This is a genomic window from Mucilaginibacter sp. (genome assembly GCF_028288185.1).
Lineage (GTDB): Bacteria > Bacteroidota > Bacteroidia > Sphingobacteriales > Sphingobacteriaceae > Mucilaginibacter.
Genome location: NZ_JAQBOF010000001.1, coordinates 1 through 21,264, shown reverse-complemented (window position 1 = coordinate 21,264; position 21,264 = coordinate 1). Strand labels below are relative to the sequence as shown.

Sequence of the window (21,264 nt, the reverse complement as noted above, 5' to 3'; positions counted from 1 at the left end):
GGCGCATATGCTATGGATTATTTACATAACGCGCAAGTAGGGTAAAATTGTAGTGACATTTTTAAAAAAGCTAAGTTATTTACCTAATTTAACCTGATTATAACCCCTGAGTTGAATAATAGAATGGTGAGGAGCCTGAAAGCTTTAGTTTTAATTTTTGTAGTAATTGTTTTATGTGCTTGTAATAAAAACAAAGCTCCGGAAATACCTATAAGCGCGTTTTTGAAAAACCCCGGAAAAACTTCATTCAAAATATCGCCCGATGGTAAGTATGTATCATACTTAAAACGATACCATGAAACGCAAAACATCTTTATCCAGTCTATTGCCAGCGGTAAAGAAGTAATGGCAACATCATTTAGTGATTTTTCTGTACGTGGTGATTATACCTGGACTTATGATAACCAAATACTTTTTGGGCAGGAGAAGGATAAACCAGGCGATGAACACCCCATGTTAGTATTAGATATACATACATTAAAAATTAAAACAATACTGTCAGAAGGTAAAGCCAGCGTTAGGATATTGAATAAAAGCAGGTTAATGCCTGATATTATTACTATTAGCATGAATAAGCGTGATTCGGCCAACTTTGATGTTTACAGGCTAAACGTTAAAACCGGCGAATTAAAAACATACCTATTGAATCCGGGTAATATTACAGAATGGCTGGTAGATGTAGATGGGAAGATACGATTGATCAAAGCTACAAACGGTGTAGACGAAACAATCCTTTATCGCCCAAACGACAAGTCGCAGTTTAAAACGATCATCAAAAACAATTTTAGGAATTATGTTAAGCCTATAGCCTTTACAGGTGTGAAGAAAAACTTCTATGCGCTATCAAACGTTGGGCGCGACAAAACCGCGTTTGTAGAGATAAACGCTGAAAACGGGCAGGAAGAACGGGTTATGTATGCAAATAATAATGCCGATATACTAAGGGTTGACTATTCTAAAATTAAAAAACGCCTTGAACTGGTATCATGGGAAGAAGCCAAGCCGCAAAAGCATTTTTTTAATGGTGAGATTAAAGCCATATATCAAAACCTTTACAAGCAGCTTAGCGGCAGTGAGGTAAATATTTCTGACAGGGATACGGCCGAAAATAAGTTTATTGTTAGTACCTATACAGATAGGAGCAGAGGCGCTGTTTACCTTTATGAGCGTTTAAACAATACGCTAACCAAGCTTACCGATAACTCTAGCATTAACCCCAACAAGCTGTGTGCAAAAACACCTATTAGCTATACGGCAAGCGATGGGACGGTTATAAACGGGTACCTGACATTGCCATTAGTTGATGATAAAACCGACCTGCCGGTAGTGGTTATACCGCATGACGGGCCCTTTGGCTCGCGCGACTCCTGGAATTATAGCTCGGATGTGCAATTTTTAGCTAATCGAGGTTATGCTGTTTTACAGGTTAATTACAGAGGATCATCTGGATATGGCAAAGTGTTTTACAGTGCCGGCTTTAAAGAGCTTGGCGGCAAAATACAACAGGATATAACAGACGGCGTAAACTGGCTAATCACCAAAAAAATTGCCAACCCTAAAAAAATAGCTATATACGGCCATGGTTTTGGTGGATTTTCGGCATTGTATGGTATTTCGTTTAACCCCAAATTGTACAATTGTGCTGTAATACAAAACGGACTAATTAACTTATTTACCTATATTAAAACGGCACCGCCTTTTTATCAGCCGTTTTTGCAAAAGATGTATGCAACCATAGGCGATCCTGAAAAAGACGCCGACCAGTTGCGTGCAATTTCGCCGGTGTTTCATTCTGATAAACCAAAAGTACCGATAATTATATTCCAGGATTTAAAAGACCAGCGTGCTAATATTAATGAATTGGATCATTATATTCGTGAATTACAAAGGCACAATATACCTGTCAAATATTTGCCTAGTAAAGACCAGCGTGGATCAATTAGTAGTGAGAAAAAGCGAATGCAAAACTATGCTGATATTGAAAAATTCCTGGACAATAATATGCATGTTAAACCCTAATTGCCTGCGGTAATGAAAGGGCACACTACTGTTTACAGAAAAAACTCATCGCTAATTATTGCTTTCCTTATACTGGTAACTACTACCTTAATTGTAGGGCTGGTAGTAGGGTATAAATTAACCGCGCAAAATGTTGAAAATGATTTCGCGGCCAAAAAAAATAACGTGGTTGATAAATCTGTTATTAGCCCATACAATGATTTTTACCGAAATAAAATATTCGAGATAAACCTGTACTCAGGCTTGCTTGATTCGGCATCGGCTGCAAACTATGCCGATTCTGTTTTCCATGATTTTAAGTTTGTTACCAAAATGGTTTTTTACCAGGTTGTTGTGGGCAGCCAGGATAAAGGTTATGTTGGTAAGAATAGTTTGGGCGTATCTGCAAGGTCAATTTATGAGTATTTCCCTAATAAGGGCAAGGAGATAAGGCTAAAAAATGAAGACGAGATAAACGCGAATGATTTTAGGCAGATGGCCGATAAATTAAACGATTATATTGCCCGGTATGATACGTTAAAAGGCCCCGGGCCCGACCAGCAAAGCGTATTTTATAATACCAGGCCAGGAAAGATCAGCTTTTTAAATATCCCGGCCAATGCCGATCTGAAAACTTATCATGACCTACAGAGGGCCAAACATTCAGCATCCTTTTACAAGCAAAACATGGTAACATTTTACCTTGATCCTTATAAGCTGAAGATAAAAAACGTACACCCCGAGCTATATAATGCTATCACGATAAGGCAGGTTGCTTATGATCCACCCGATATTGATCATACCAAAATTATTACTGATGAGGTAGCGCTACCCGGTGCATTTTCAGACTATAAGTTATATTTTACATCGCCTAAAAATTATTTAAACAGCGAAATCTATCATCGTTTTTTACCCATTGCCGGTGTTTTATTGCTTATCTATTCGGTTTTTATGCTGATAGGATGGCTTATATACCGTAACCTTAGCGTTAATTTAAAAATGTTTAAACTGCAGTATGACTTTATAAACAACTTTACGCACGAGTTTAAAACACCTGTAAGCGTTATAAAAATTGCCGGCTCAAACCTAAAAGGCGATAATGAACTAACCGACAGACAGCGCAAACACTATGGTAAAATCCTGGATGAAGAGGCGGATAAGCTAAATGAACTGATGAACAAGCTGCTGTCGTTTACGCAGTTAGAAAATAAATCTATCACCATAAAAAAGGATAAAATAAAAATTGAACATTTTGTAAAAGGATATATTGATACCTTTAAAATAAAATACCCGCTTTTTAAACTGGACTATTCTATTGACAAAGAAGCGAAGTTTTTTTATACCGATACGGTATTATTAGGCAGTGTTTTTCAAAACTTAATAGAGAATGCGTACAAATATTCGCATTTGGATAAAAAAGAGCTTTTTATAAAAATAACGCTCGAAAAGCGTAATATTATATTTTCATTTATTGATAATGGTATAGGGATACCCAAAAGTGAATTGAGTAATATATTTAGAAAGTTTTATAGATTAGAAAACCAATATAATCAAAACGGAAGCGTGGGCCTGGGCCTAGCATTTTGTAAAGAACTGGTTAATTTTATGGATGGTGATATAACCGTTAAAAGTAAAGTTGATATGGGTTCTGAATTTATTGTTACGCTGCCATACTCAAATTAAATTATGAATAAAGAAATTAAAATAGCGCTTGTTGAAGATGATGAAAACCTGCGCTTTTTGGTTGCAGAGCGCCTACAATCAGAAGGGTACAAAGTGTTAGAAGCCAATAATGGTGACGAAGCAGAGGCATTGATACTGGCCGAGCAGCCCGATATTGTTTTGCTGGATTGGATGCTGCCCGGCAAACAAGGTGCGGAGGTTTGCACCAACGTGCGTGCAAAAGGTTTTGATGGTATTGTAATTATGACCACTGCCAAGCAACAGGATATTGATAAAATATCAGCCTACGGCTTTGGCGTATCAGATTATGTAACCAAACCTTTTAACATGGATGTGGTAGTCGCGCTAATTGAGAACAAGATAAAATTTGCGTTAAACAACGAAAAATCAGAGACGTATAGTTTCGCTAATATGGAGCATCATCCCAATACGCATTTACTGATACGTGATGGCCGCAAAATTGAGCTGACCATATTAGAGAACCGCATATTGCTGTACTTTCTTAAAAATAAAAACAAGGTTATAAACCGCGAAGAGCTTATGATGGAAGTATGGGGCTACAATGCTGATGTTAATACCCGTACATTGGATATGCACATTGTAAGGCTACGTAAGAAAATAGAAACAAACCCTGACTACCCGCAATACTTACAAACCGTAAGGGGGGTAGGGTATAAGTTTGTTTACCAAGCATAAAGTTTAATACTATAAACTTTCAAATATTGTTTTAAATGTTGACAAAGTGATGATTGATGAATTATCATATTTGTCGACATTTAATAACAACTTATCTCCTGTAATAAAATAGTCTGCTTTTGCAGATTTGCATAGCGCAAAAAGATAATTGTCTTTTTCGTCAGTAACTACTTGAGTTATATTACTTACTTTAAAGAGAATTGTCGTTAGTTCATGAAAATGAACCAGATCTTCGATGTGATTGTTAGAAAAGTATTTCCTGAATTTCGGCCTTAATAATACTGTAACTAATTCATCAAGTAATTGATCACAGCTTGCTATAACAATTTCTTTGCTATTTAATATCTCGATAAAATCTAACTGTTGATTAAGCGCAAGCGAAATCCAAATATTAGTATCTAATACAATAATCATTAAGATTTGGCCCTTACTGCCCTAACTTCTTCTACAATTTCATCCATAGATGGTAACGGGCCGTCGCTCACCATACTATTCAATCTTTTCGATAAAGCTGATACATGAGGTTCTATAACCACGCCAAGTTCTTTAAGTAACGATTTTACCAACTTTGACTTTTTTTCGGGAATTTGTATCATTAACCTTTCCATAACCAAATATAATAAATCTTAATTATACTTCTAAACCAGATTTTTTAAATGCTTTGGATATAACAAAATCTCCATAAAAAGTTTTTTGAGCAATAACTTCATATTCATTCTGTTCAAACTGCTTATTAATATCAGGCAGCGCCGAAGTTTCAATACCACATACGATCTTAAAAAACACAAACATAGTTTTAAGCATCACATTTTGCCACCACTTGCCGGTCAGTTGGAAATCTGTATTGAGCCATAAGCCGTCAGTTTTAAGCAGCGGATGTAAATGATCAAAGACCTTTTGCAAAGTCGATTCAGTAAAATTATCAAACAGGAACGGGGTTATAATAATGTCGAATTTCTCTGAAAATGATACATCTTCTATAGGATTGTTTATAAAGATAACTTCATTATCGCCAACGGCTCTTTTTTTAGATAGCGCCATCATATTTGTGGATATCTCTGCATAAGTAATGTTTAAGCCGGATGGATGAACTTGGGCTATTTCCTCCAATATCCAGCCGGTACCACCGCCAACAATAAGAACACTTGAATTTGATTTGATAAACGGAAGTAGATACACTTGCGCATTGATCAGGGCTTTACCGTAAAACAGCTTTGATAAACTATCATAAAACCACGCAGAATTATCATAGTTGGAGGCCATGCTTTAAATGTAATTAAACAGCAGTAAGAAAATATACTGCAATATCAGCACACCGTCCAGGTAAAAAAAGTAGTAGTACTCATTCCTCTTCCATTTTGATTTAAAGATGAGCCAGCCTGCTAAAATTGCCGTAAGCGTTAAAGCAAAAAAGTCGGTATTAAAGCCGTTGTTCTTGTACAAAAACAGTAGAACTATATAGCCGGCTAATAAAAATTGGCAGAACAGGTAAGCCCGTTTTTCGCCTATTACTACGGGTATGGTCTTTAAGCCCGATTCGCGGTCCTCAAACAGATCTCGTATATCAAACGGAACAGTTAGTGCTGCTATGAATAAAAATCGCTTAGCTAATAGTATAGTGGTGTCACGTAAAGAAATATTAGTAAGGTTCATGTCCTGCCCTTCAAGGATCGGCAGTAATACGGTGCTCATGGTCCAAACCAGGGTTATTAAAAACTGTTTAAGGCCGGGGATGTTACGTAAACCGAATTTTTGATCGCCTAAAGTAAACAGTGGCAAGCTATAACAGAAGGATATTGCCCCCAGGAAAATAAGAAGTAACCTGGATTCAGTAGATATTAAAAAAAATAATGGGATAAGCGATAGTATAGAAACAATGGTTAATGTCACCATCAACCTATGGTGTGCAAAGAACCAGCGTACACGCACTAACCCCGATTTCTCGGGATTTTGTGGTTTGGTTAATAAAATAGAGAAATTGTAAATACCTATGGTTGATGTAAATAGTAAAGCCAATACGGTATATAATGGCTTTGAACCTATTAAATAAAAAGTAACTAATCCCTGCGCGACAGCGCATACCGACATGAATACATTACTGAATAATAAAAAATCAAAAACAGATTTAAATAGTTTTTTCATTTATGATGAGATGCCCACCTATAACTGTTAAACTTTTTGTAGTAAAGGATCATGGGCAGATCTTAATGTAAATATCGTAATCTCCGGCAATATTCCAACCCTGCCGGGGAAACCTAAAAAGCCGTAGCCAACATTTACATATAACTGCTGGTTGCCTTCGTGGTAAAGGCCGGCCCACTCTTTATAAACATACTCTACCGGGCTCCATTGAAAATGCTCGGCACGTACACCAAACTGCATGCCGTGGGTATGGCCCGAAAACATTACATCTACCTGCGGATAATGCGGCAATATCTGCGCCCGCCAATGCGATGGATCATGAGATAAAAGCAATTTAACTGGTAAATCTTCGGTGCCTTTTATGGTTGGTTCCATTTTGCCATATTTAGGAAAACGGGTTAGCTCGCCCCAGTTTTCGCACCCTAATATGCCTATCTCTTCACCGTTTACTTTAAGGCGGCGGTTTTCATTAAGTAGCAAATCCCAGCCCATGTTTTTATGGGTGACGATCAAATCATCAAGATTTTTCTTTTTGGCGGCTGGTGATGACCAATCATGATAGTAATCACCATAATCATGATTGCCTAAGGTTGAGAAAACACCAAGCGGCGCTTTTACTTTGCTGAATATATCCTGGTAGCCATAAACTTCGTCGGTTTTTTTATTTACCAAATCGCCAGTAAAAAATATAACATCAGGCTTTTGGCCCAGCAATATATCAATGCCACCTTTAACCGCATTTTTATTATAGAAACTGCCCGAGTGGATATCTGATATCTGCCCTATCTTAATCCCATCAAAAGATTTAGGCAGGTTGGGTAGATAAAGGTTTTGGTATCGCACACGATAGTCATAAGCGCCGGCCATTATGCCATAGCCTATCCCAGCTAGCGGAACAGCACCTGTAATTAACCCGGCTTTCATTAAAAACTCTGATCGGGGGATGGTATCTTTTTTGGGCTCGGTAAGAGCTGATTTGTTTGTTAATTTTACAATTAGCCGCCTTATGTCATCTGCCAAAACAAATGGTAAAAAGGTTACCTTAACAATCATCAGTACAAAAAACAGCATTAAAAAAACCGCCCGAACACCCACGGGTATATTCATATAAATGCTGACGATAGTACCGGTTATTAGTATTATTGAAAACACAGTATAACCTTGCTTAAACCATTTTTTGTTGATAAAGCCGCGCTTTTTAAAAGCCGCGGCAAAACCGCTAAACAAATATTGATCGAACAACAACAGGCCCAGGCCCAGTAAAATAATAGTAAATAGCTGACTTTGCATTTAACGTTTAGTAACGATCATCATCTATATTCAGATCGTCATCATCAGGCTGCAAATTAAACAAACTGTTAAACATATCGGAGAAAGCGAAACCATTATCTAAAAATCCTTTGCTCAATTGCGAAAACTCGGCCAGGCCATGCAGTACAAATTCCATTAAGATTAGCTGTTGGCTCTCCACCAAACGCGGGTGGATCTTTTTAACCAGTTCCTTTAGGCCGGTAACAGAGTTGAGCACCTTTTTATATTCGGCAAGCGGCAGGTCGTCTAATACTGCCAGGCTGTTACCATCGCTAAACCAATTAATGATCTCGGCATACGGGTTTGGCGCTTTGGCTTTCTTTGCTTTTTCAGGGTCTGGAAAGAATTTTACCAACAATGTTTTTATGGCTTTGCCGATAAGGATGTTGGCAACTTTAGCCGGCCCTTCTAACTCGCCTTCATAAACCAACTCTATCTTACCCGTTATGGCCGGGATAACACCCAGGAAATCGGCTATGCGTACAAAGGTTTTATCCTCGTGGTTAATAATCATGCGGCGTTCGGCATTGCTTATTAAATTCTCATAAGCCGATATAGTTAAACGCGCCGATACCCCCGATTTTTTATCGATATACTCTGAGATACGTGCCTCGAAAGCTATTTGCTCAACCAAATCTTTTACTAAACCATCAGCTTCAACATTAACTCTTTGTTCTTGCGTTAATGATGCTTCCTGCTGGGTGATTTTACGTGAGATCTCAACAGATCGTGGATAATGCGTTAATATCTGGCTTTCTATACGGTCTTTTAAAGGAGTAACGATGGAACCACGATTGGTATAATCTTCCGGGTTGGCGGTAAATACAAACTGGATATCCAGCGGTAAGCGCAGTTTAAAACCACGTATCTGTATATCTCTTTCCTGTAGGATATTGAATAAAGATACCTGGATCCGTGCCTGCAAATCGGGTAACTCATTGATAACAAATATCCCTCTATGCGCACGCGGAATTAATCCGAAGTGGATAACCCGTTCGTCCGAATAAGTCAACTTCATCGTAGCCGCCTTGATAGGGTCAACATCACCAATTAAATCGGCGACTGTAACATCAGGCGTAGCCAGTTTTTCGGTATAACGCTCAGATCTATGTATCCAGGCGATAGGGGTGTCGTCACCCTTTTCTTCTACGATATGATGCCCAAACCATGATATAGGGTTCAATGGGTCATCAAATAATTCTGAGCCTTCTATATAAGGTATATACTCATCCAACAGGTTAACCAACAAACGCGCAATACGCGTTTTGGCCTGTCCGCGTAAACCCAGCAATAATATGTTATGGCGCGATAGGATAGCAGTTTGCAGATCAGGTATCACTGTATCCTCAAACCCGATAATGCTCTCAAAACCCCCTTCTTCTTTTTTCTTTAACTGGGTGATCAAATTTCGCCTTAATTCATCCTTAACCGATTCGCTTTTGTAGCCGGTTTGTTTAAGTTGGCCAAGTGTTGTTATATTTTGTTTGTTAGTCATAGTAGTCATTAAGTCACTGGGTCATTAAGTCATTAGTTAATTGCATATCTGCACATTTACCTAACATTCTTCCTTCTATTCTTTGCGTAGTCCTCAAAAATGTATTCACCTAAATTATTAAGCGAGCTATAAAATGCTTTGCCGCCGTTTGTTTCGGTAAACTGCCTTACAAACTGTTGCAGATAAGGGTCCTTAGCTATCATAAAAGTGGTGATAGGTATTTTTAAGCGCTTACATTGCGCTGCCATATTTAGAGTTTTGTTAACCACTTTACGATCCAACCCAATGCTGTTTTTATAATACTTGGTACCCTCTTTTAAGCAAGTAGGCTTACCATCGGTTATCATAAATATTTGCTTATTCTGCGTTTTACGGCGGCGCAATATATCTGTGGCTAATTCTAAACCTGCATAAGTATTGGTGTGGAACGGGCCAACCTGCAAATAAGGCAGGTCCTGCAAAGTAATAGGCCATGCATCGTTACCAAAAACCACAATATCCAAAGTGTCCTTAGGATATTTGGTGCGGATCAGTTCGGCCAGCGCCATTGCTACTTTTTTGGCCGGGGTTATACGGTCCTCGCCATAAAGGATCATAGAGTGCGATATGTCTATCATCAGCACGGTGCTGGTTAGCGTTTTATAATCCATTTCCTCTACTTCCAGATCGCGCTCGGTCATCATAAAATCGCCTATGCCGTGGTTAACCTGCGCGTTGTGGATAGATTGTGTCATGTCTATCTGGTCCAGGCTATCGCCAAACTCAAACTCGCGTCGTTCAGAGTTACGCTCATCGCCCTGCCCACTTTGCGGCGAACGGTGATTACCCTTGCCCGATTTTTTGAGTTTGCCAAATATCTCCTCTAACGCGCTCTGCCTTATGCTTTGCTCGGTTTTAGCGGTGATGTTAAAATTACCGCTTTGGTTGTCTTCGCTCAGGTAACCTTTTTGCTTTAGCTCGTCAATAAAATCGCCCATGCCGTAATCGTCATTGGTGAGTTTGTATTGTTTATCCAACTCGTTTAGCCAAGCCAGGGCTTCGCCGGCATCGCCCGCGGTATAGTTGAGCAATTCAAGAAATAACTTTAATAATTCTTCAAATCCGCCTTTTGGAATTTGGTTGGGGGTAAACTTCGAAAATCCGAAACCACGCATATTTTGCCTTTCAGTTATAAAATAACGCATTATTTTGCGCAAAAGTTTGGTGCGGCCCGTTATTAAGTTGAATTGTTAGGTAGGGATGACAAAACGGATGAATGGTGATTAGTGATTGAAGGTTAGTGATTAGTTGAAGTGTTTGTTTCACGAAAATGTGAAACAAATGAAACAGATGAAACAAGGTTTTGGAGTAACATATTGTAAATAAGTTGTTTGCAAAAATGTGGTGAAACAAAATGAAACAACTTTTACGTTAGTATTTTTAGGAATGATTTTGTGGTTATTTATTGATAATCAAATAAATACATAACGAACAATTTAAGCATAGTGAAACAAGTTTTTTGGAACAACGTGAAATAACTTTTAAGCCAGTATTTGTGTTTGTTATGGATGAGGGGTGTGATCAGGGGACATTACAGACTTCCGAAGTTTCTAAAACTTCGGAAGTCTTTTTACTACCTTTATTTCATGTACGATGACATCCAACTAATAAACAACCAAGCCATCCACAACTTCGAATTATTTGTTGATGGGCACCGCGCTTTTATAGACTACCAGCAACGCGGCAACAAATTCTTTTTGATACATACCGAAGTACCGCGCGAACTGGAAGGCCAGGGTGTTGCCGCAGCTTTAGTTAAAAAAACCTTTAAATACCTGGAAGCAAATAACTTTAAAATGGTGCCTTATTGCGAATACATTAAAGCCTATTTAAAGCGCCATCCCGAATGGGAGCGGTTGATCGCCTAAGCTATTTCACCATCAACTCCATAACAGCCTCTACATATAATGGGTTTGCGCCACGTTTGCCGGTTACAAAAGCGCCTACGGCGCAGGCGCGTTCCAGCACTTGTTGCATGGGGTGTTTGTTTAGCAAGCCGATAATAAATGTGGCTAAAAACGAATCGCCGGCACCAACGGTGTCAACCACATCAACAGTAAAACCCGGGTGCTCATAAAACTCATGATCGTGCCATACTATGGCGCCGTTTTCGCCGCGGGTTACGCAGATGGTTTTAGCGTGATATTTACTGCGAAACTCGTTTATCTTATCTTTCAGATCACCTTTACTGCCGCTTATCAACAGGTTAGCTTCATCTTCATTCATTTTTACCACATCAGCATGGGCCGCAAGGGTTTGTATGGTAGACAGCGTGTAATGCGGCGCACGTAAATTAACGTCAAATATCTTTAGCGCTTTAGTTTCATTCAGTAAATTTAATAGCGTATCGCGTGTAGCACCTTCACGGCAAACCAGGCTGCCAAAAACTATCGCGGTTGCCTGTTTAGCGCATTTGGTAAGCGGAGTTTTGGTTTTAATATTGTCCCATGATACCGGCTGTGGTATAATATAAGTTGCCTGCTGCTTCTCGTCCAGTTGTACGGTAACTTCGCAAGTGGGTAAGTTTTCGTCTGTTTGTATAAGGTCGCTAAACAGTCGGTTGTCTTTTAAAAAATTAATCAGTTCAATACCCGATGGATCGATACCAACACTACTGGCAAATGATACGCTTGCACCTTGCTGCGCCAGGTGGAATGCTACATTCATGGTGGCACCCCCGGCTACTTTTTCCTCACCAAAGGCATCCCATAAAACTTCGCCGAAACATAGTATATTTTTCTTCATAAAAAAGGCAGTGCTAAAAGGCCAAAGCTAAAAGGTTTTTTTGGTTTTAACGTTAATTTAAAGTTATGGTTTCGGCAGCATAATTTATTAATAACTTAACATCCATACGTAAAATGGATAAGGAAATAATTATATTTATTTCATGAAAAAGATCATTCTTTCTTGCCTCTTGATCCTCGGCTCTTGTCTTTTACTCCATGCCCAGGATAAACAAGCCATCATAAAACTTATGGACGACCAACGCCAAGCCTGGAACCGCGGCGATCTGGACGGCTTTATGCAAGGCTACTGGAAATCAGACTCGCTGATGTTTGTGGGTAAAACCGCTCCAACTTATGGCTGGCAAAATACACTTGACCATTATAAAAGCGGCTACCCCGATAAAGCCGCCATGGGCATATTAACCTTCGAAATAAAAAAAGTACAAATACTGGATGCCACCAATGCTTTTGTATTTGGCGCCTGGCACCTAAAACGTGAAAAGGATGAACCGGGAGGATATTATACCTTATGGTTTAGAAAGATTGATGGGGTGTGGAAGATAGTGGTGGATCATACGAGTTGATAGACATTCTGCTTCTTATCGCTTGGTAACGCTCAATTGCCGCTAAGGCTGTTACTTTTGGCTTGATCCAAAAGTAACCAAAAGATCAAGTCAGGCCGATCGCTGCCACTTCACAGGCCAGACTCCCGGCCGCGCGCCCTGACAGGCCTTTGCGCGCATTTCATTCCTCGTCAATACTAAAGTGCTGGTACATGGAGCAAAGCGTCAGCAAAAAAGCTTCGGGTGAAATACAACAGAATAAGTAGTCCTTGCGGGGGGAGAGGCATAGCAACTTTTTGCTGAAGCGCAGCCTTGAGCGTGCGAAGCGGGGCAAAAATATTGCAGCCTGTGATTCTGTTGGATTTGCCGGGCAAAGGCCAAGAGCGAAAAGAAGCCTCTTTGCTGACTTGATTTTTGGTTACTTTTCATCAAGGAAAAGTAACTAGGCCTTAGCGGCAATTGAGCGTCACCAAGCTATAAGTCCCCAAGATCCTATCGGCCAAAAGCGCTACCATATATTCAAATCACCGATAGTGACAATACACTGCCACCACCTACCTCATCATATTTTCGTATTTTGCGTAACACCCAACGCCCGTTCTTTGAATACCTATTCATAAAAAAAAGCAAAGCAAAAATATCACTTCAAAAAGTCATAAATTAATGTAAGTCTTTAAAAATAAGATACTTATAATAAAATATTGCTACGGGCATTACCCCTAATGCCCGGAAAACAACCAAAATTACTACCGGCATTACCCCGGATACCCGAAAAACGCCTGAAATTACTACCGGTATAAGCCATAATGTCCAGAAAATGGTTAAAATTACTACCGGGATAAATACTAACACCGGTGTGAAGAATCACCCACTTTTTCACCCCTTTCAGACTGGTTTTTCTTTTATATATTTGGCTATGAAGCGTACCCAATTACTTGCCGCATTTTTGCTGATCTGCAGCACCGCATTTTCACAAACCGCACCACCAGCCGACCTGGTAACTATACAACAAAGCTTTAAAAAATTAAACGTGTTGGGTAGCGTGTTATACATGGCCGCTCACCCCGATGATGAGAATACCCGCTTACTGGCTTACCTGGCACAGGAAAAACATTACCGCACCGGCTACCTGTCATTAACCCGCGGCGATGGTGGCCAAAATCTGATAGGCAATGAGCAAAGCGAGATATTAGGCTTGATACGTACGCAGGAACTTTTAGCGGCAAGGCGCGTTGACGGTGCCGAGCAATTTTTTAGCCGTGCTAATGATTTTGGTTTCTCTAAAGGACCGGAAGAAACGTTGAAAATATGGGATCATGAAAAAGTGTTGGGCGATGCTGTATGGGTGATCCGCAAGTTTAGGCCTGATGTTATAATTTGCCGCTTCCCTACCACGGGCGAGGGCGGCCACGGACACCATACCTCATCAGCCATTATAGCGCAGGAAGCATTTGCCGCCGCGGCTGATTCGAAACGTTTCCCTGAGCAATTAAAATACGTACAGACATGGCAGGTTAAACGCCTGTTGTGGAACACCTTTAATTTTGGCAGTACCAATACTACAGCCGCCAACCAGTTCAAAATTGATGTAGGCGTTTATAACCCCATATTAGGCAAAGGCTATGGTGAGGTTGCTGCCGATAGCCGGTCGAACCATAAGACGCAGGGATTTGGAAGCGCCAAACAACGCGGCAGCTCGTTCGAGTATTTTAAAACCATATTGGGCGATGCGCCGGTTAATGATTTGATGGATGGGGTTAATACAACGTGGAGTAGAGTAAAAGGTGGCGAAGCTATTGCAAATGAATTAGCCGGTATTAAGAAAAATTTTGATCTGGAGCATCCGGAGAAATCGGTACCGGAATTGGTAGACCTGATAGGCAAAGTTCAATTTATAGGAGATGTTTACTGGCTGGAACAAAAAACAAAAGAAGTAACTAATCTGATAGCTGAATGCGCAGGGTTATGGGCTGAGGCATATGCCTCAGAACCAATTTATGCAAAAGGTGATACGATGAAAATCTCGGCCCAGCTTATCAGCAGAAGTAAGCGGATAATTCTAAGAAGTATAACTACCGATGCAGTCTCCAATGCATCTGCTATATATGCTTTATCAACAGCTAAATATGATGCGGCAGCACTTGAAAAAGAAAAGAAAGCCTGGACATCCTTTAGTAGCGAACGTAACTCTTTATTAGAGGCAAACCAAATGCAAACAGTTAACTTAAAAGATCTTGCCGGGGAAGTTTCACAACCCTATTGGCTCGTTACGCCCCACCAGTTAGGCACCTATAACATATCCGATCAAAGGTTAGTTGGGAATCCCGAAAACCCAAATGCTCCATGGGCTTTGTTTGCATTTGAGTTAGACGGAAAACCGTTCTTTATCCAACGTACAATAATGTACAAATACGTTGACCAAGCCAAAGGTGAGATCTATCAACCCGTTGTAATAGCCCCACCTGTAACTGCCAACATAATAAGCAAGGATTATGTGTTTAGTTCGAAGCAACCACAAACCATCCAAATAAAACTGCAAAGCTTCACCAAAGCCAACGGCAGCATTAGTCTGAAACCAATGGACGGCTGGAAGATCTCGCCGGAAAAAATAGATTTTACCGATAAAACCAAAGGCACTGAGTGGACGGAAACATTTACCGTTACACCAACCGACAGCAAATCACGCAACAGCGTTTTGCAGGCAGTAGTTAGCACCGGTGGCAAAGAATGGAGCATGGGGTTACAGCGCATTACGTACGATCATATCCCAACGATAACTTTATTTCCACCTGCCGAGGCAAAATTGATCAACATCGACCTAAAAATTGCCGGTAAAAAAATTGGCTATATAGCAGGAGCAGGGGATGTGGTATCAGAAGCTTTAACCCAGGTTGGTTATGATGTGCACCAGCTAACCGAGAGTGATATCATGAATACCGATCTGTCTGTTTATGATGCTATAGTAACTGGCGTACGTGCCTATAACACCAATCCACGTTTGGTGGTTGAGCAGCCCAAACTGATGGAGTACGTTAAAAATGGTGGTAACTTTGTAGTGCAGTATAATGTGCCCCAGCCATTGGTATTGAACAATATTGGTCCATATCCTTTCAGGGTGGTTAACCAACGCGTAACCGATGAAGAAGCAAAGGTTACTTTTATCGACCCGCAACACCCGGCGCTAAACTATCCTAACAAAATAACCCAGGCTGATTTTGACGGTTGGATACAGGAGCGCGGCCTATACTTTGTTAACAATATAGACAGCCACTACAAAACCATATTAAACATGAATGACCCGGGCGAAGCATCAAACCCAGGCTCGTTAATAGTTACCGATTACGGCAAGGGCCGCTTTGTTTATACCTCGCTTGATTTTTTTAGAGAACTGCCAGCCGGTGTGCCGGGCGCATACAGGTTGTTTGTTAATTTGTTGAGTAAGCCGAGGTAGACTAGGATTTATAAGATTCGATGGATTAGTTTGATTCGCCTGCTTTTTTAAGTACGGTCTGATATAGATCATAAGCCATGCGGAAATTGGTTTGTTTTATCTGTTCTAAAAAAGGTTTAATTAAATCAATATGACCTTCTTGTTTGGCGCGAAGTAAAACTCCTAATGTGCCAATAACTGATAATCCAAGTTTGGCAGAAAGTTTACGGGCTTCCAAATCATCAGTTATCAGGTATTGGTTTTCGGTTTCTTGTGCCATCGCAATGGCGCTCGCCTCACCTTTATCAACTAATAAAGACAATTCTTTTTGTAGCAATTTGTTTTTTACGGGAATAACAATAACCCATTCTGGTAATGGTAACTTATATTCTTCTGCAATTTCGGGAGTGGTTATGACTGTAGAAAAAAGTTGGTGTAAAACAGATAGCAACCCAATTTTTCAAGAATGATCAGGCAACTTGTATCTGTAATAACTACGATTTGGATAATTGGCTTATTTGAACTCATTTAAAAGATCATCGCCCGTATACAAGAAATAGGGAACATCAAATTTAGCCAGAACCTCCGGAAAGTCCCATTTTTTCATTCCAACCATATCTGCCGCTTGTCCCAAAGTCAACTTACCGGCCTCATAGAACTTGGCCGCCAAAAAGCGCACGGTTTCATCGTGCTCTTTTTCAAGCGCGTCCGGAACCTGTAGTGTCATTGTAGTCATGCCTTTATTAATTTAATATTTAAAGATACGGATAATCTGTAAAAATGAAAAGCATATTTCTTGCCACAATTTTTCATCAACCTATTGCTACACATCATATAATAAATTACTTTTGCACGTACTACATAAATAACATTATGAAACATCATCCAAAAGCAGAAAAAGAAAATTTAAATTACATCTATTACCTGGTAGGTATATTGAGCGGCCTTTTTACAGGCGCAATTATCAATGTATCATTTGTTTGGATATTGGTAGGTGGTATTTTAGGATTTTTAACTGCGGCCTTCTTCGTAAATGTATTGGCTAAAAGCAGTGAAGAAGCCTGATCCAGAACTGCCTTCATTCATAAGTAACTGGAACCAGTTTTACGGCATTGTAGCCGGGTGGCTGGTTTTTTTAATTATAATTTTCTGGCTCATTACTATTTATCTTAAATGAGCTTAACCGACTGGATCGTTCTTGGTGCTACCATATTGCTCATCGTAGTTTATGGGTTATGGAAAAGCGGCACCAATAAAAATATCGATCAGTTTTTGGTGGGCGGGCGCTCACTGTCCTGGTATCATATTGGTTTTTCGGTAATGGCTACGCAGGCCAGCGCTATTACTTTTTTGTCGGCCCCCGGCCAGGCTTATAGCGATGGAATGCGGTTTGTACAGTTCTATTTTGGCCTGCCGCTGGCTATGATCGTACTTTGTATCACCTTTGTGCCTATTTTCCATCGCCTTAAAGTTTATACCGCTTACGAGTTTTTAGAGCAGCGGTTTGATTTGAAAACCCGCGCGCTTACCTCGGTTTTGTTCCTGGTACAACGTGGTTTATCAACCGGCATAGCTATTTATGCGCCCGCTATTATATTATCTACCATCCTTAATATTAATACCACTTTTACTACGCTGTTTATAGGCGGATTGGTTACCTTCTATACGGTGTTGGGTGGTACCAAAGCGGTATCATATACCCAGTTACTGCAAATGAGTATTATCTTTTTGGGGATGTTTGCCGCAGGGGTCTTGGTGGTGGTATTGCTGCCGCATCATATAGGTTTTGCCCATGCTGTTAAGCTTGCCGGCAAAATGGGTAAGATGAATGTTATCGACTGGAAATTTGACCCCAGCAGCCGCTACAATATATGGAGCGGTATAATAGGTGGGTTCTTTTTGCAATTATCTTATTTTGGTACAGACCAAAGCCAGGTTGGGCGATATTTAACCGGCAGCTCAGTCGGCCAAAGCCGGATGGGTTTGATCATGAACGGGTTGATAAAAATACCCATGCAGTTTTGCATACTATTAATAGGTATACTGGTTTTTGCCTTTTACCAGTTTAACAGGCCGCCCATGTTTTTTAACCAGTATGAGGTTAAGCAGGTAAAACAAAGCGCTTACGCCGAGCAATATAGCGCCCTGGAGGCAAAATATACCACTGCCTTCGAGCAAAGCAAGGCTAAGGCTAACGACCTTGTTAATGCCATAGATACTAAAGATGCCACCAAGATAGATCAGGCCCAGGCAAACCTAAAACTGGCCGAAAAAGAAGCTACCAATATCCGCAAGGAAGGTATTAGCCTGATGAAGAAGAATAACGAGAAAGCTGACATAGATGATACCAACTATATTTTCCTGAATTTTGTTACCCATTATTTACCAAGGGGATTAATAGGTTTGCTGATAGCCATTGTGTTTTTAGCATCTATGGGATCAACAGCCAGTGCATTAAACTCGCTGGCATCAACCAGTGTGGTTGATATTTATAAGCGCAGCATAAATCCCGGCGCTACGGATAAAAATTATTTACTGGCCTCGCGCCTGGCAACAGTATTTTGGGGGATGGTATGTATTGCAATGGCTCTGTATGCCGGTAAAATGGGTAATCTGCTGGAAGCCGTAAACCAATTAGGATCATACATATACGGCACCATACTGGGTGTTTTCGTGGTAGCTTTTTACGTAAAAAGGGTGGGGAGCACAGCCGTATTTATAGCCGCAGTTATTACCGAGTGCATTATTTGTCTATTAGGATATTTGGGGTCGGTGGCTTATTTATGGCTTAACCCGATAGGATGTATTTTAGTGATCCTCATTGCCTTGATGATAAACCCGTTTACACACGAAAAGGCAAAGGTCGCCTAAAACAAAAAAGCCCCTTACCAACGGTAAAGGGCCTCAGCATTAATTAGCTTTATTATTTACAAATACAAGCGCTTGTTACTTTTGGGCAAGTTGCTTTGCTGGTACATTTTGCTTTAATGCAAGATGTACAGGTAGCTTGTTTGCTTTTTTTAACAGGAACGGTTGGTGTTGCAAATACAGACGCGCTTGCAATTAATATTGCAGCTACGCTTAAAATTATTTTTTTCATAATTATTTTTAAATTAATGTTTAATAAATAACAATTAGCCCAAGGCTCAATCGGAATATTTATTAAACTTTCGGCGGTTTCCAGTTGGCTGATAGGTGACCGGTTGAATTACCGATTTTGTATAGCTGTACTGGTTTGTCAAGTGAAATTGCCAAAGCAGGTTTAATTGCTAATGGCTCGATAGCTAAAAAGCCACCAATACCACAAATTAAAAGCATGTTGCAGTTTAAGCCCGTGCAATCATCTTTTTGGTCTGATTTTTTATGACGACAGGCGCTTTTCGCATTTAGTTTTTTGCAACAGTCAAATTTCACAGTTTGCGCAGCAACAGGCTTTGCCATACCCTGGAAGGCTGACAAAAACAGAATGCATACTATCTGTAAAACCGCTAGAAATTTCATTGATCAAATGTAGGTATTATTTAAAGATACAAGCCAATTGTTAAAAGAAAACCAGTGCTGGGGCAGTTACCGGCAAAGTAATATTAAAACAATGTCGTAATAGCAATGTTACAATCAATACAACAAATTTAAAATTATGAAAAAGATCAGTTTAATGTTATTAATGGCAGGTATAGGTTTTACTGCCCAACCTATACATGCCCAGGACAACGACACTTCAAAAAATAAAATTGAGGTTAAAAAGAAAGTTAAAGTAGGGGCACACGGCCGCCAGGTTACAAAAATTAAAGTGCAAGGTAAGGGTACCCCCGATGCAATTAACAGTGCTGCATCCACTGCAGAAACAGGTAAAACGCATGTAATAGTTACACCCGCGCCTGCTCCAACTCCTACGCCGCCGCCAGTTCCGGCGCCACCTCAGGTAATTATGGTAAATCCCCGCCCTGAGCCAAGGCCGGCTGCAACAACGGTAACTACAACTACAGAGACCAAACCGGTGATAACAACCAGCAAAACTACAACAAGTGCTGTCAGGACATCAACATCGCATGTTGTGTCAAAAAAACCTGTAACAACGCATGTATATCACAAAGTATATCGCAAACCCGCTACAGCTGCCAGCACAAAAACTACTACAACTACTACCGTTAAAAAAGAACAATAAACAGGTAGTAATATCAACTAATAAAAAGGCCTTAACAATAGTGTTAAGGCCTTTTTATTGTTTACAGAAGTTTTATTTAATACCGTTTGCCGGCGGGATATCGCGATACATTTAACAAAATTTTGGGCAAAATAAATGCCCCTTCGAACTTGCTTCTTAGGGGCATTCAACCTAAACCTTATCACAATTAAACTGGCAAGTTTGCCAGCTTGTATATTCTAACGCAATTACTATACCAATATTATTTTATCCGGCTATCAAACTTAAAAAAGAAGATTTTTTTTTCATCAAGGGTATAAGGTTATTGTATTGTTGTCATTTTAATACACCGAAGTGTACAAAATACATTACGTTTGTTTAGCAGGTGTGCTTTTGCGCAACAGGCTATCAAACAAAAATAATCCCAGTACCACATCAAAAAACATAAAGCCTTTAAAAACATCGCCGGTAAATAACTTAGTAAACCCGGGCATTTTAAATGGGGCGGCAGTGCTGCTAACCGGCGAACCTGCAGACCAATTAATATTTGCCAACATTATTATAAATAACCCTACTATAGTAACTATAAAAAAACCACCTATAACATTTATAAGGGTTTTGTTAATGCGCGCTTTAAGCGGTTGTTTGGCATAATCGGCACGTATAGTTTCCATAACGTTATAGGTAAAGGCCATAGATGGCTCGTCCAGCTCCATGGCTGCTATTTCGCGGTTAAGGGCCAATAGCTCTAAATACTTTTGTTGGTATGCTTCATCATGTGTAAGCAACGCATCAATGGCTGCACGCTCGTCTGCGGTGCAAGTGCCATCAATATAATCCCAAAGTTTTTCTTCTATGCTGTTCATATCAGTTCTTTAACTTCGTGTTTTAAATTACGCTCCAGCTTTTCTTTCAAACGCTGGCGCGCCCTAAATAGTTTAACTTTTACGCTATTAGCTTCAATACCCAGGGCTTGTGCAATCTCTTCTAAAGATTGTTCGCCTTTGTAAAATAACTTAATTATAGTAGCATCATCA

24 protein-coding genes are annotated in these 21,264 nt (G+C 40.0%); 9 read left to right on the top strand and 15 right to left on the bottom strand.

Annotation, left to right across the window (positions count from 1 at the left end):
* Nucleotides 1-123: 123 nt before the first annotated feature.
* From JWQ34_RS00120 to JWQ34_RS00110, 3 genes are read left to right on the top strand one after another with little or no spacing between them, the layout of a single operon-like run.
* Nucleotides 124-2,019, top strand: coding sequence for a prolyl oligopeptidase family serine peptidase (locus tag JWQ34_RS00120; RefSeq protein WP_299352113.1), 1,896 nt, complete (start codon nucleotides 124-126; stop codon nucleotides 2,017-2,019).
* Nucleotides 2,020-2,031: 12 nt separating this feature from the next.
* A complete protein-coding gene (locus JWQ34_RS00115; protein ID WP_299352110.1) occupies nucleotides 2,032-3,681 on the top strand; it encodes a HAMP domain-containing sensor histidine kinase in 1,650 nt (549 codons plus the stop codon).
* Between the two features lie 3 nt (nucleotides 3,682-3,684).
* Entirely contained in the window at nucleotides 3,685-4,377 is a 693-nt protein-coding gene (locus tag JWQ34_RS00110) for a response regulator transcription factor (protein WP_299352107.1), read from the top strand.
* Between the two features lie 9 nt (nucleotides 4,378-4,386).
* On the opposite strand, the gene JWQ34_RS00105 is transcribed toward JWQ34_RS00110, so the two are convergent.
* The 7 genes from JWQ34_RS00105 to JWQ34_RS00075 are packed head-to-tail and all read right to left on the bottom strand — an operon-like array spanning nucleotide 4,387 to nucleotide 10,479.
* Entirely contained in the window at nucleotides 4,387-4,791 is a 405-nt protein-coding gene (locus JWQ34_RS00105) for a putative toxin-antitoxin system toxin component, PIN family (protein WP_299352104.1), read from the bottom strand.
* Entirely contained in the window at nucleotides 4,791-4,985 is a 195-nt protein-coding gene (locus JWQ34_RS00100) for a hypothetical protein (RefSeq protein ID WP_299352101.1), read from the bottom strand. Before JWQ34_RS00100 ends, JWQ34_RS00105 begins: the two co-directional genes overlap by 1 nt.
* Before the next feature lie 22 nt (nucleotides 4,986-5,007).
* A complete protein-coding gene (locus JWQ34_RS00095) occupies nucleotides 5,008-5,640 on the bottom strand; it encodes a class I SAM-dependent methyltransferase (RefSeq protein WP_299352098.1) in 633 nt (210 codons plus the stop codon).
* A gap of 3 nt (nucleotides 5,641-5,643) precedes the next feature.
* Nucleotides 5,644-6,519 (bottom strand): UbiA family prenyltransferase, encoded by an 876-nt coding sequence (locus JWQ34_RS00090; protein ID WP_299352095.1) that lies wholly within the window; start codon nucleotides 6,517-6,519, stop codon nucleotides 5,644-5,646.
* 27 nt (nucleotides 6,520-6,546) lie between these two features.
* The gene (locus JWQ34_RS00085) at nucleotides 6,547-7,809 is read right to left on the bottom strand and encodes a metallophosphoesterase (RefSeq protein WP_299352092.1); all 1,263 of its coding nucleotides are present in this window, start codon (nucleotides 7,807-7,809) and stop codon (nucleotides 6,547-6,549) included.
* A gap of 7 nt (nucleotides 7,810-7,816) precedes the next feature.
* Nucleotides 7,817-9,325 (bottom strand): sigma 54-interacting transcriptional regulator, encoded by a 1,509-nt coding sequence (locus JWQ34_RS00080; protein ID WP_299352089.1) that lies wholly within the window; start codon nucleotides 9,323-9,325, stop codon nucleotides 7,817-7,819.
* A 56-nt stretch (nucleotides 9,326-9,381) separates the two neighbouring features.
* A complete protein-coding gene (locus tag JWQ34_RS00075; protein ID WP_299352151.1) occupies nucleotides 9,382-10,479 on the bottom strand; it encodes a VWA domain-containing protein in 1,098 nt (365 codons plus the stop codon).
* Between the two features lie 471 nt (nucleotides 10,480-10,950).
* On the opposite strand from JWQ34_RS00075, the gene JWQ34_RS00070 reads away from it, so the two are divergent.
* Nucleotides 10,951-11,232, top strand: coding sequence for a GNAT family N-acetyltransferase (locus JWQ34_RS00070; RefSeq protein ID WP_299352086.1), 282 nt, complete (start codon nucleotides 10,951-10,953; stop codon nucleotides 11,230-11,232).
* A gap of 1 nt (nucleotide 11,233) precedes the next feature.
* On the opposite strand, the gene JWQ34_RS00065 is transcribed toward JWQ34_RS00070, so the two are convergent.
* Entirely contained in the window at nucleotides 11,234-12,109 is an 876-nt protein-coding gene (locus tag JWQ34_RS00065; protein ID WP_299352083.1) for a carbohydrate kinase, read from the bottom strand.
* A 142-nt stretch (nucleotides 12,110-12,251) separates the two neighbouring features.
* On the opposite strand from JWQ34_RS00065, the gene JWQ34_RS00060 reads away from it, so the two are divergent.
* Nucleotides 12,252-12,674 carry a DUF4440 domain-containing protein gene (locus JWQ34_RS00060; RefSeq protein ID WP_299352080.1) on the top strand — a complete coding sequence of 141 codons (423 nt, stop codon included), beginning with the start codon at nucleotides 12,252-12,254 and terminating at the stop codon, nucleotides 12,672-12,674.
* A 667-nt stretch (nucleotides 12,675-13,341) separates the two neighbouring features.
* Here JWQ34_RS00060 and JWQ34_RS00055 read toward each other — a convergent pair.
* On the bottom strand, nucleotides 13,342-13,533 hold the full coding sequence (locus tag JWQ34_RS00055; RefSeq protein WP_299352077.1) for a hypothetical protein: 192 nt from the start codon (nucleotides 13,531-13,533) through the stop codon (nucleotides 13,342-13,344).
* A gap of 36 nt (nucleotides 13,534-13,569) precedes the next feature.
* On the opposite strand from JWQ34_RS00055, the gene JWQ34_RS00050 reads away from it, so the two are divergent.
* Nucleotides 13,570-16,104, top strand: coding sequence for a PIG-L family deacetylase (locus tag JWQ34_RS00050; protein ID WP_299352074.1), 2,535 nt, complete (start codon nucleotides 13,570-13,572; stop codon nucleotides 16,102-16,104).
* Between the two features lie 25 nt (nucleotides 16,105-16,129).
* Here JWQ34_RS00050 and JWQ34_RS00045 read toward each other — a convergent pair whose 3' ends face one another.
* Both JWQ34_RS00045 and JWQ34_RS00040 read right to left on the bottom strand, forming a co-directional pair.
* Nucleotides 16,130-16,534 carry a DUF3368 domain-containing protein gene (locus JWQ34_RS00045; RefSeq protein ID WP_299352071.1) on the bottom strand — a complete coding sequence of 135 codons (405 nt, stop codon included), beginning with the start codon at nucleotides 16,532-16,534 and terminating at the stop codon, nucleotides 16,130-16,132.
* A gap of 63 nt (nucleotides 16,535-16,597) precedes the next feature.
* Nucleotides 16,598-16,810 carry a UPF0175 family protein gene (locus tag JWQ34_RS00040; RefSeq protein WP_299352068.1) on the bottom strand — a complete coding sequence of 71 codons (213 nt, stop codon included), beginning with the start codon at nucleotides 16,808-16,810 and terminating at the stop codon, nucleotides 16,598-16,600.
* Between the two features lie 146 nt (nucleotides 16,811-16,956).
* Between JWQ34_RS00040 and JWQ34_RS00035 the strand changes: the two genes are divergently transcribed.
* Together JWQ34_RS00035 and JWQ34_RS00030 are read left to right on the top strand one after the other, a co-directional pair.
* Nucleotides 16,957-17,148, top strand: a complete 192-nt coding sequence (locus JWQ34_RS00035) for a hypothetical protein (RefSeq protein WP_299352065.1) — start codon at nucleotides 16,957-16,959, stop codon at nucleotides 17,146-17,148.
* Nucleotides 17,149-17,256: 108 nt separating this feature from the next.
* The gene (locus JWQ34_RS00030; RefSeq protein WP_299352062.1) at nucleotides 17,257-18,954 is read left to right on the top strand and encodes a sodium:solute symporter; all 1,698 of its coding nucleotides are present in this window, start codon (nucleotides 17,257-17,259) and stop codon (nucleotides 18,952-18,954) included.
* Nucleotides 18,955-19,006: 52 nt separating this feature from the next.
* On the opposite strand, the gene JWQ34_RS00025 is transcribed toward JWQ34_RS00030, so the two are convergent.
* Together JWQ34_RS00025 and JWQ34_RS00020 are read right to left on the bottom strand one after the other, a co-directional pair.
* A complete protein-coding gene (locus JWQ34_RS00025) occupies nucleotides 19,007-19,183 on the bottom strand; it encodes a hypothetical protein (protein WP_299352059.1) in 177 nt (58 codons plus the stop codon).
* Between the two features lie 62 nt (nucleotides 19,184-19,245).
* Nucleotides 19,246-19,584 carry a hypothetical protein gene (locus tag JWQ34_RS00020; RefSeq protein WP_299352056.1) on the bottom strand — a complete coding sequence of 113 codons (339 nt, stop codon included), beginning with the start codon at nucleotides 19,582-19,584 and terminating at the stop codon, nucleotides 19,246-19,248.
* Nucleotides 19,585-19,720: 136 nt separating this feature from the next.
* Here JWQ34_RS00020 and JWQ34_RS00015 point away from each other — a divergent pair, with 136 nt between their 5' ends.
* The gene (locus JWQ34_RS00015) at nucleotides 19,721-20,248 is read left to right on the top strand and encodes a hypothetical protein (RefSeq protein WP_299352053.1); all 528 of its coding nucleotides are present in this window, start codon (nucleotides 19,721-19,723) and stop codon (nucleotides 20,246-20,248) included.
* A 347-nt stretch (nucleotides 20,249-20,595) separates the two neighbouring features.
* Here JWQ34_RS00015 and JWQ34_RS00010 read toward each other — a convergent pair whose 3' ends face one another.
* Nucleotides 20,596-21,093 (bottom strand): zf-HC2 domain-containing protein, encoded by a 498-nt coding sequence (locus tag JWQ34_RS00010; RefSeq protein WP_299352050.1) that lies wholly within the window; start codon nucleotides 21,091-21,093, stop codon nucleotides 20,596-20,598.
* Nucleotides 21,090-21,248: a sigma factor-like helix-turn-helix DNA-binding protein gene (locus JWQ34_RS00005; protein WP_299352148.1), complete on the bottom strand. Its 159-nt coding sequence runs from the start codon at nucleotides 21,246-21,248 to the stop codon at nucleotides 21,090-21,092. Before JWQ34_RS00005 ends, JWQ34_RS00010 begins: the two co-directional genes overlap by 4 nt.
* Nucleotides 21,249-21,264 lie beyond the last annotated feature (16 nt).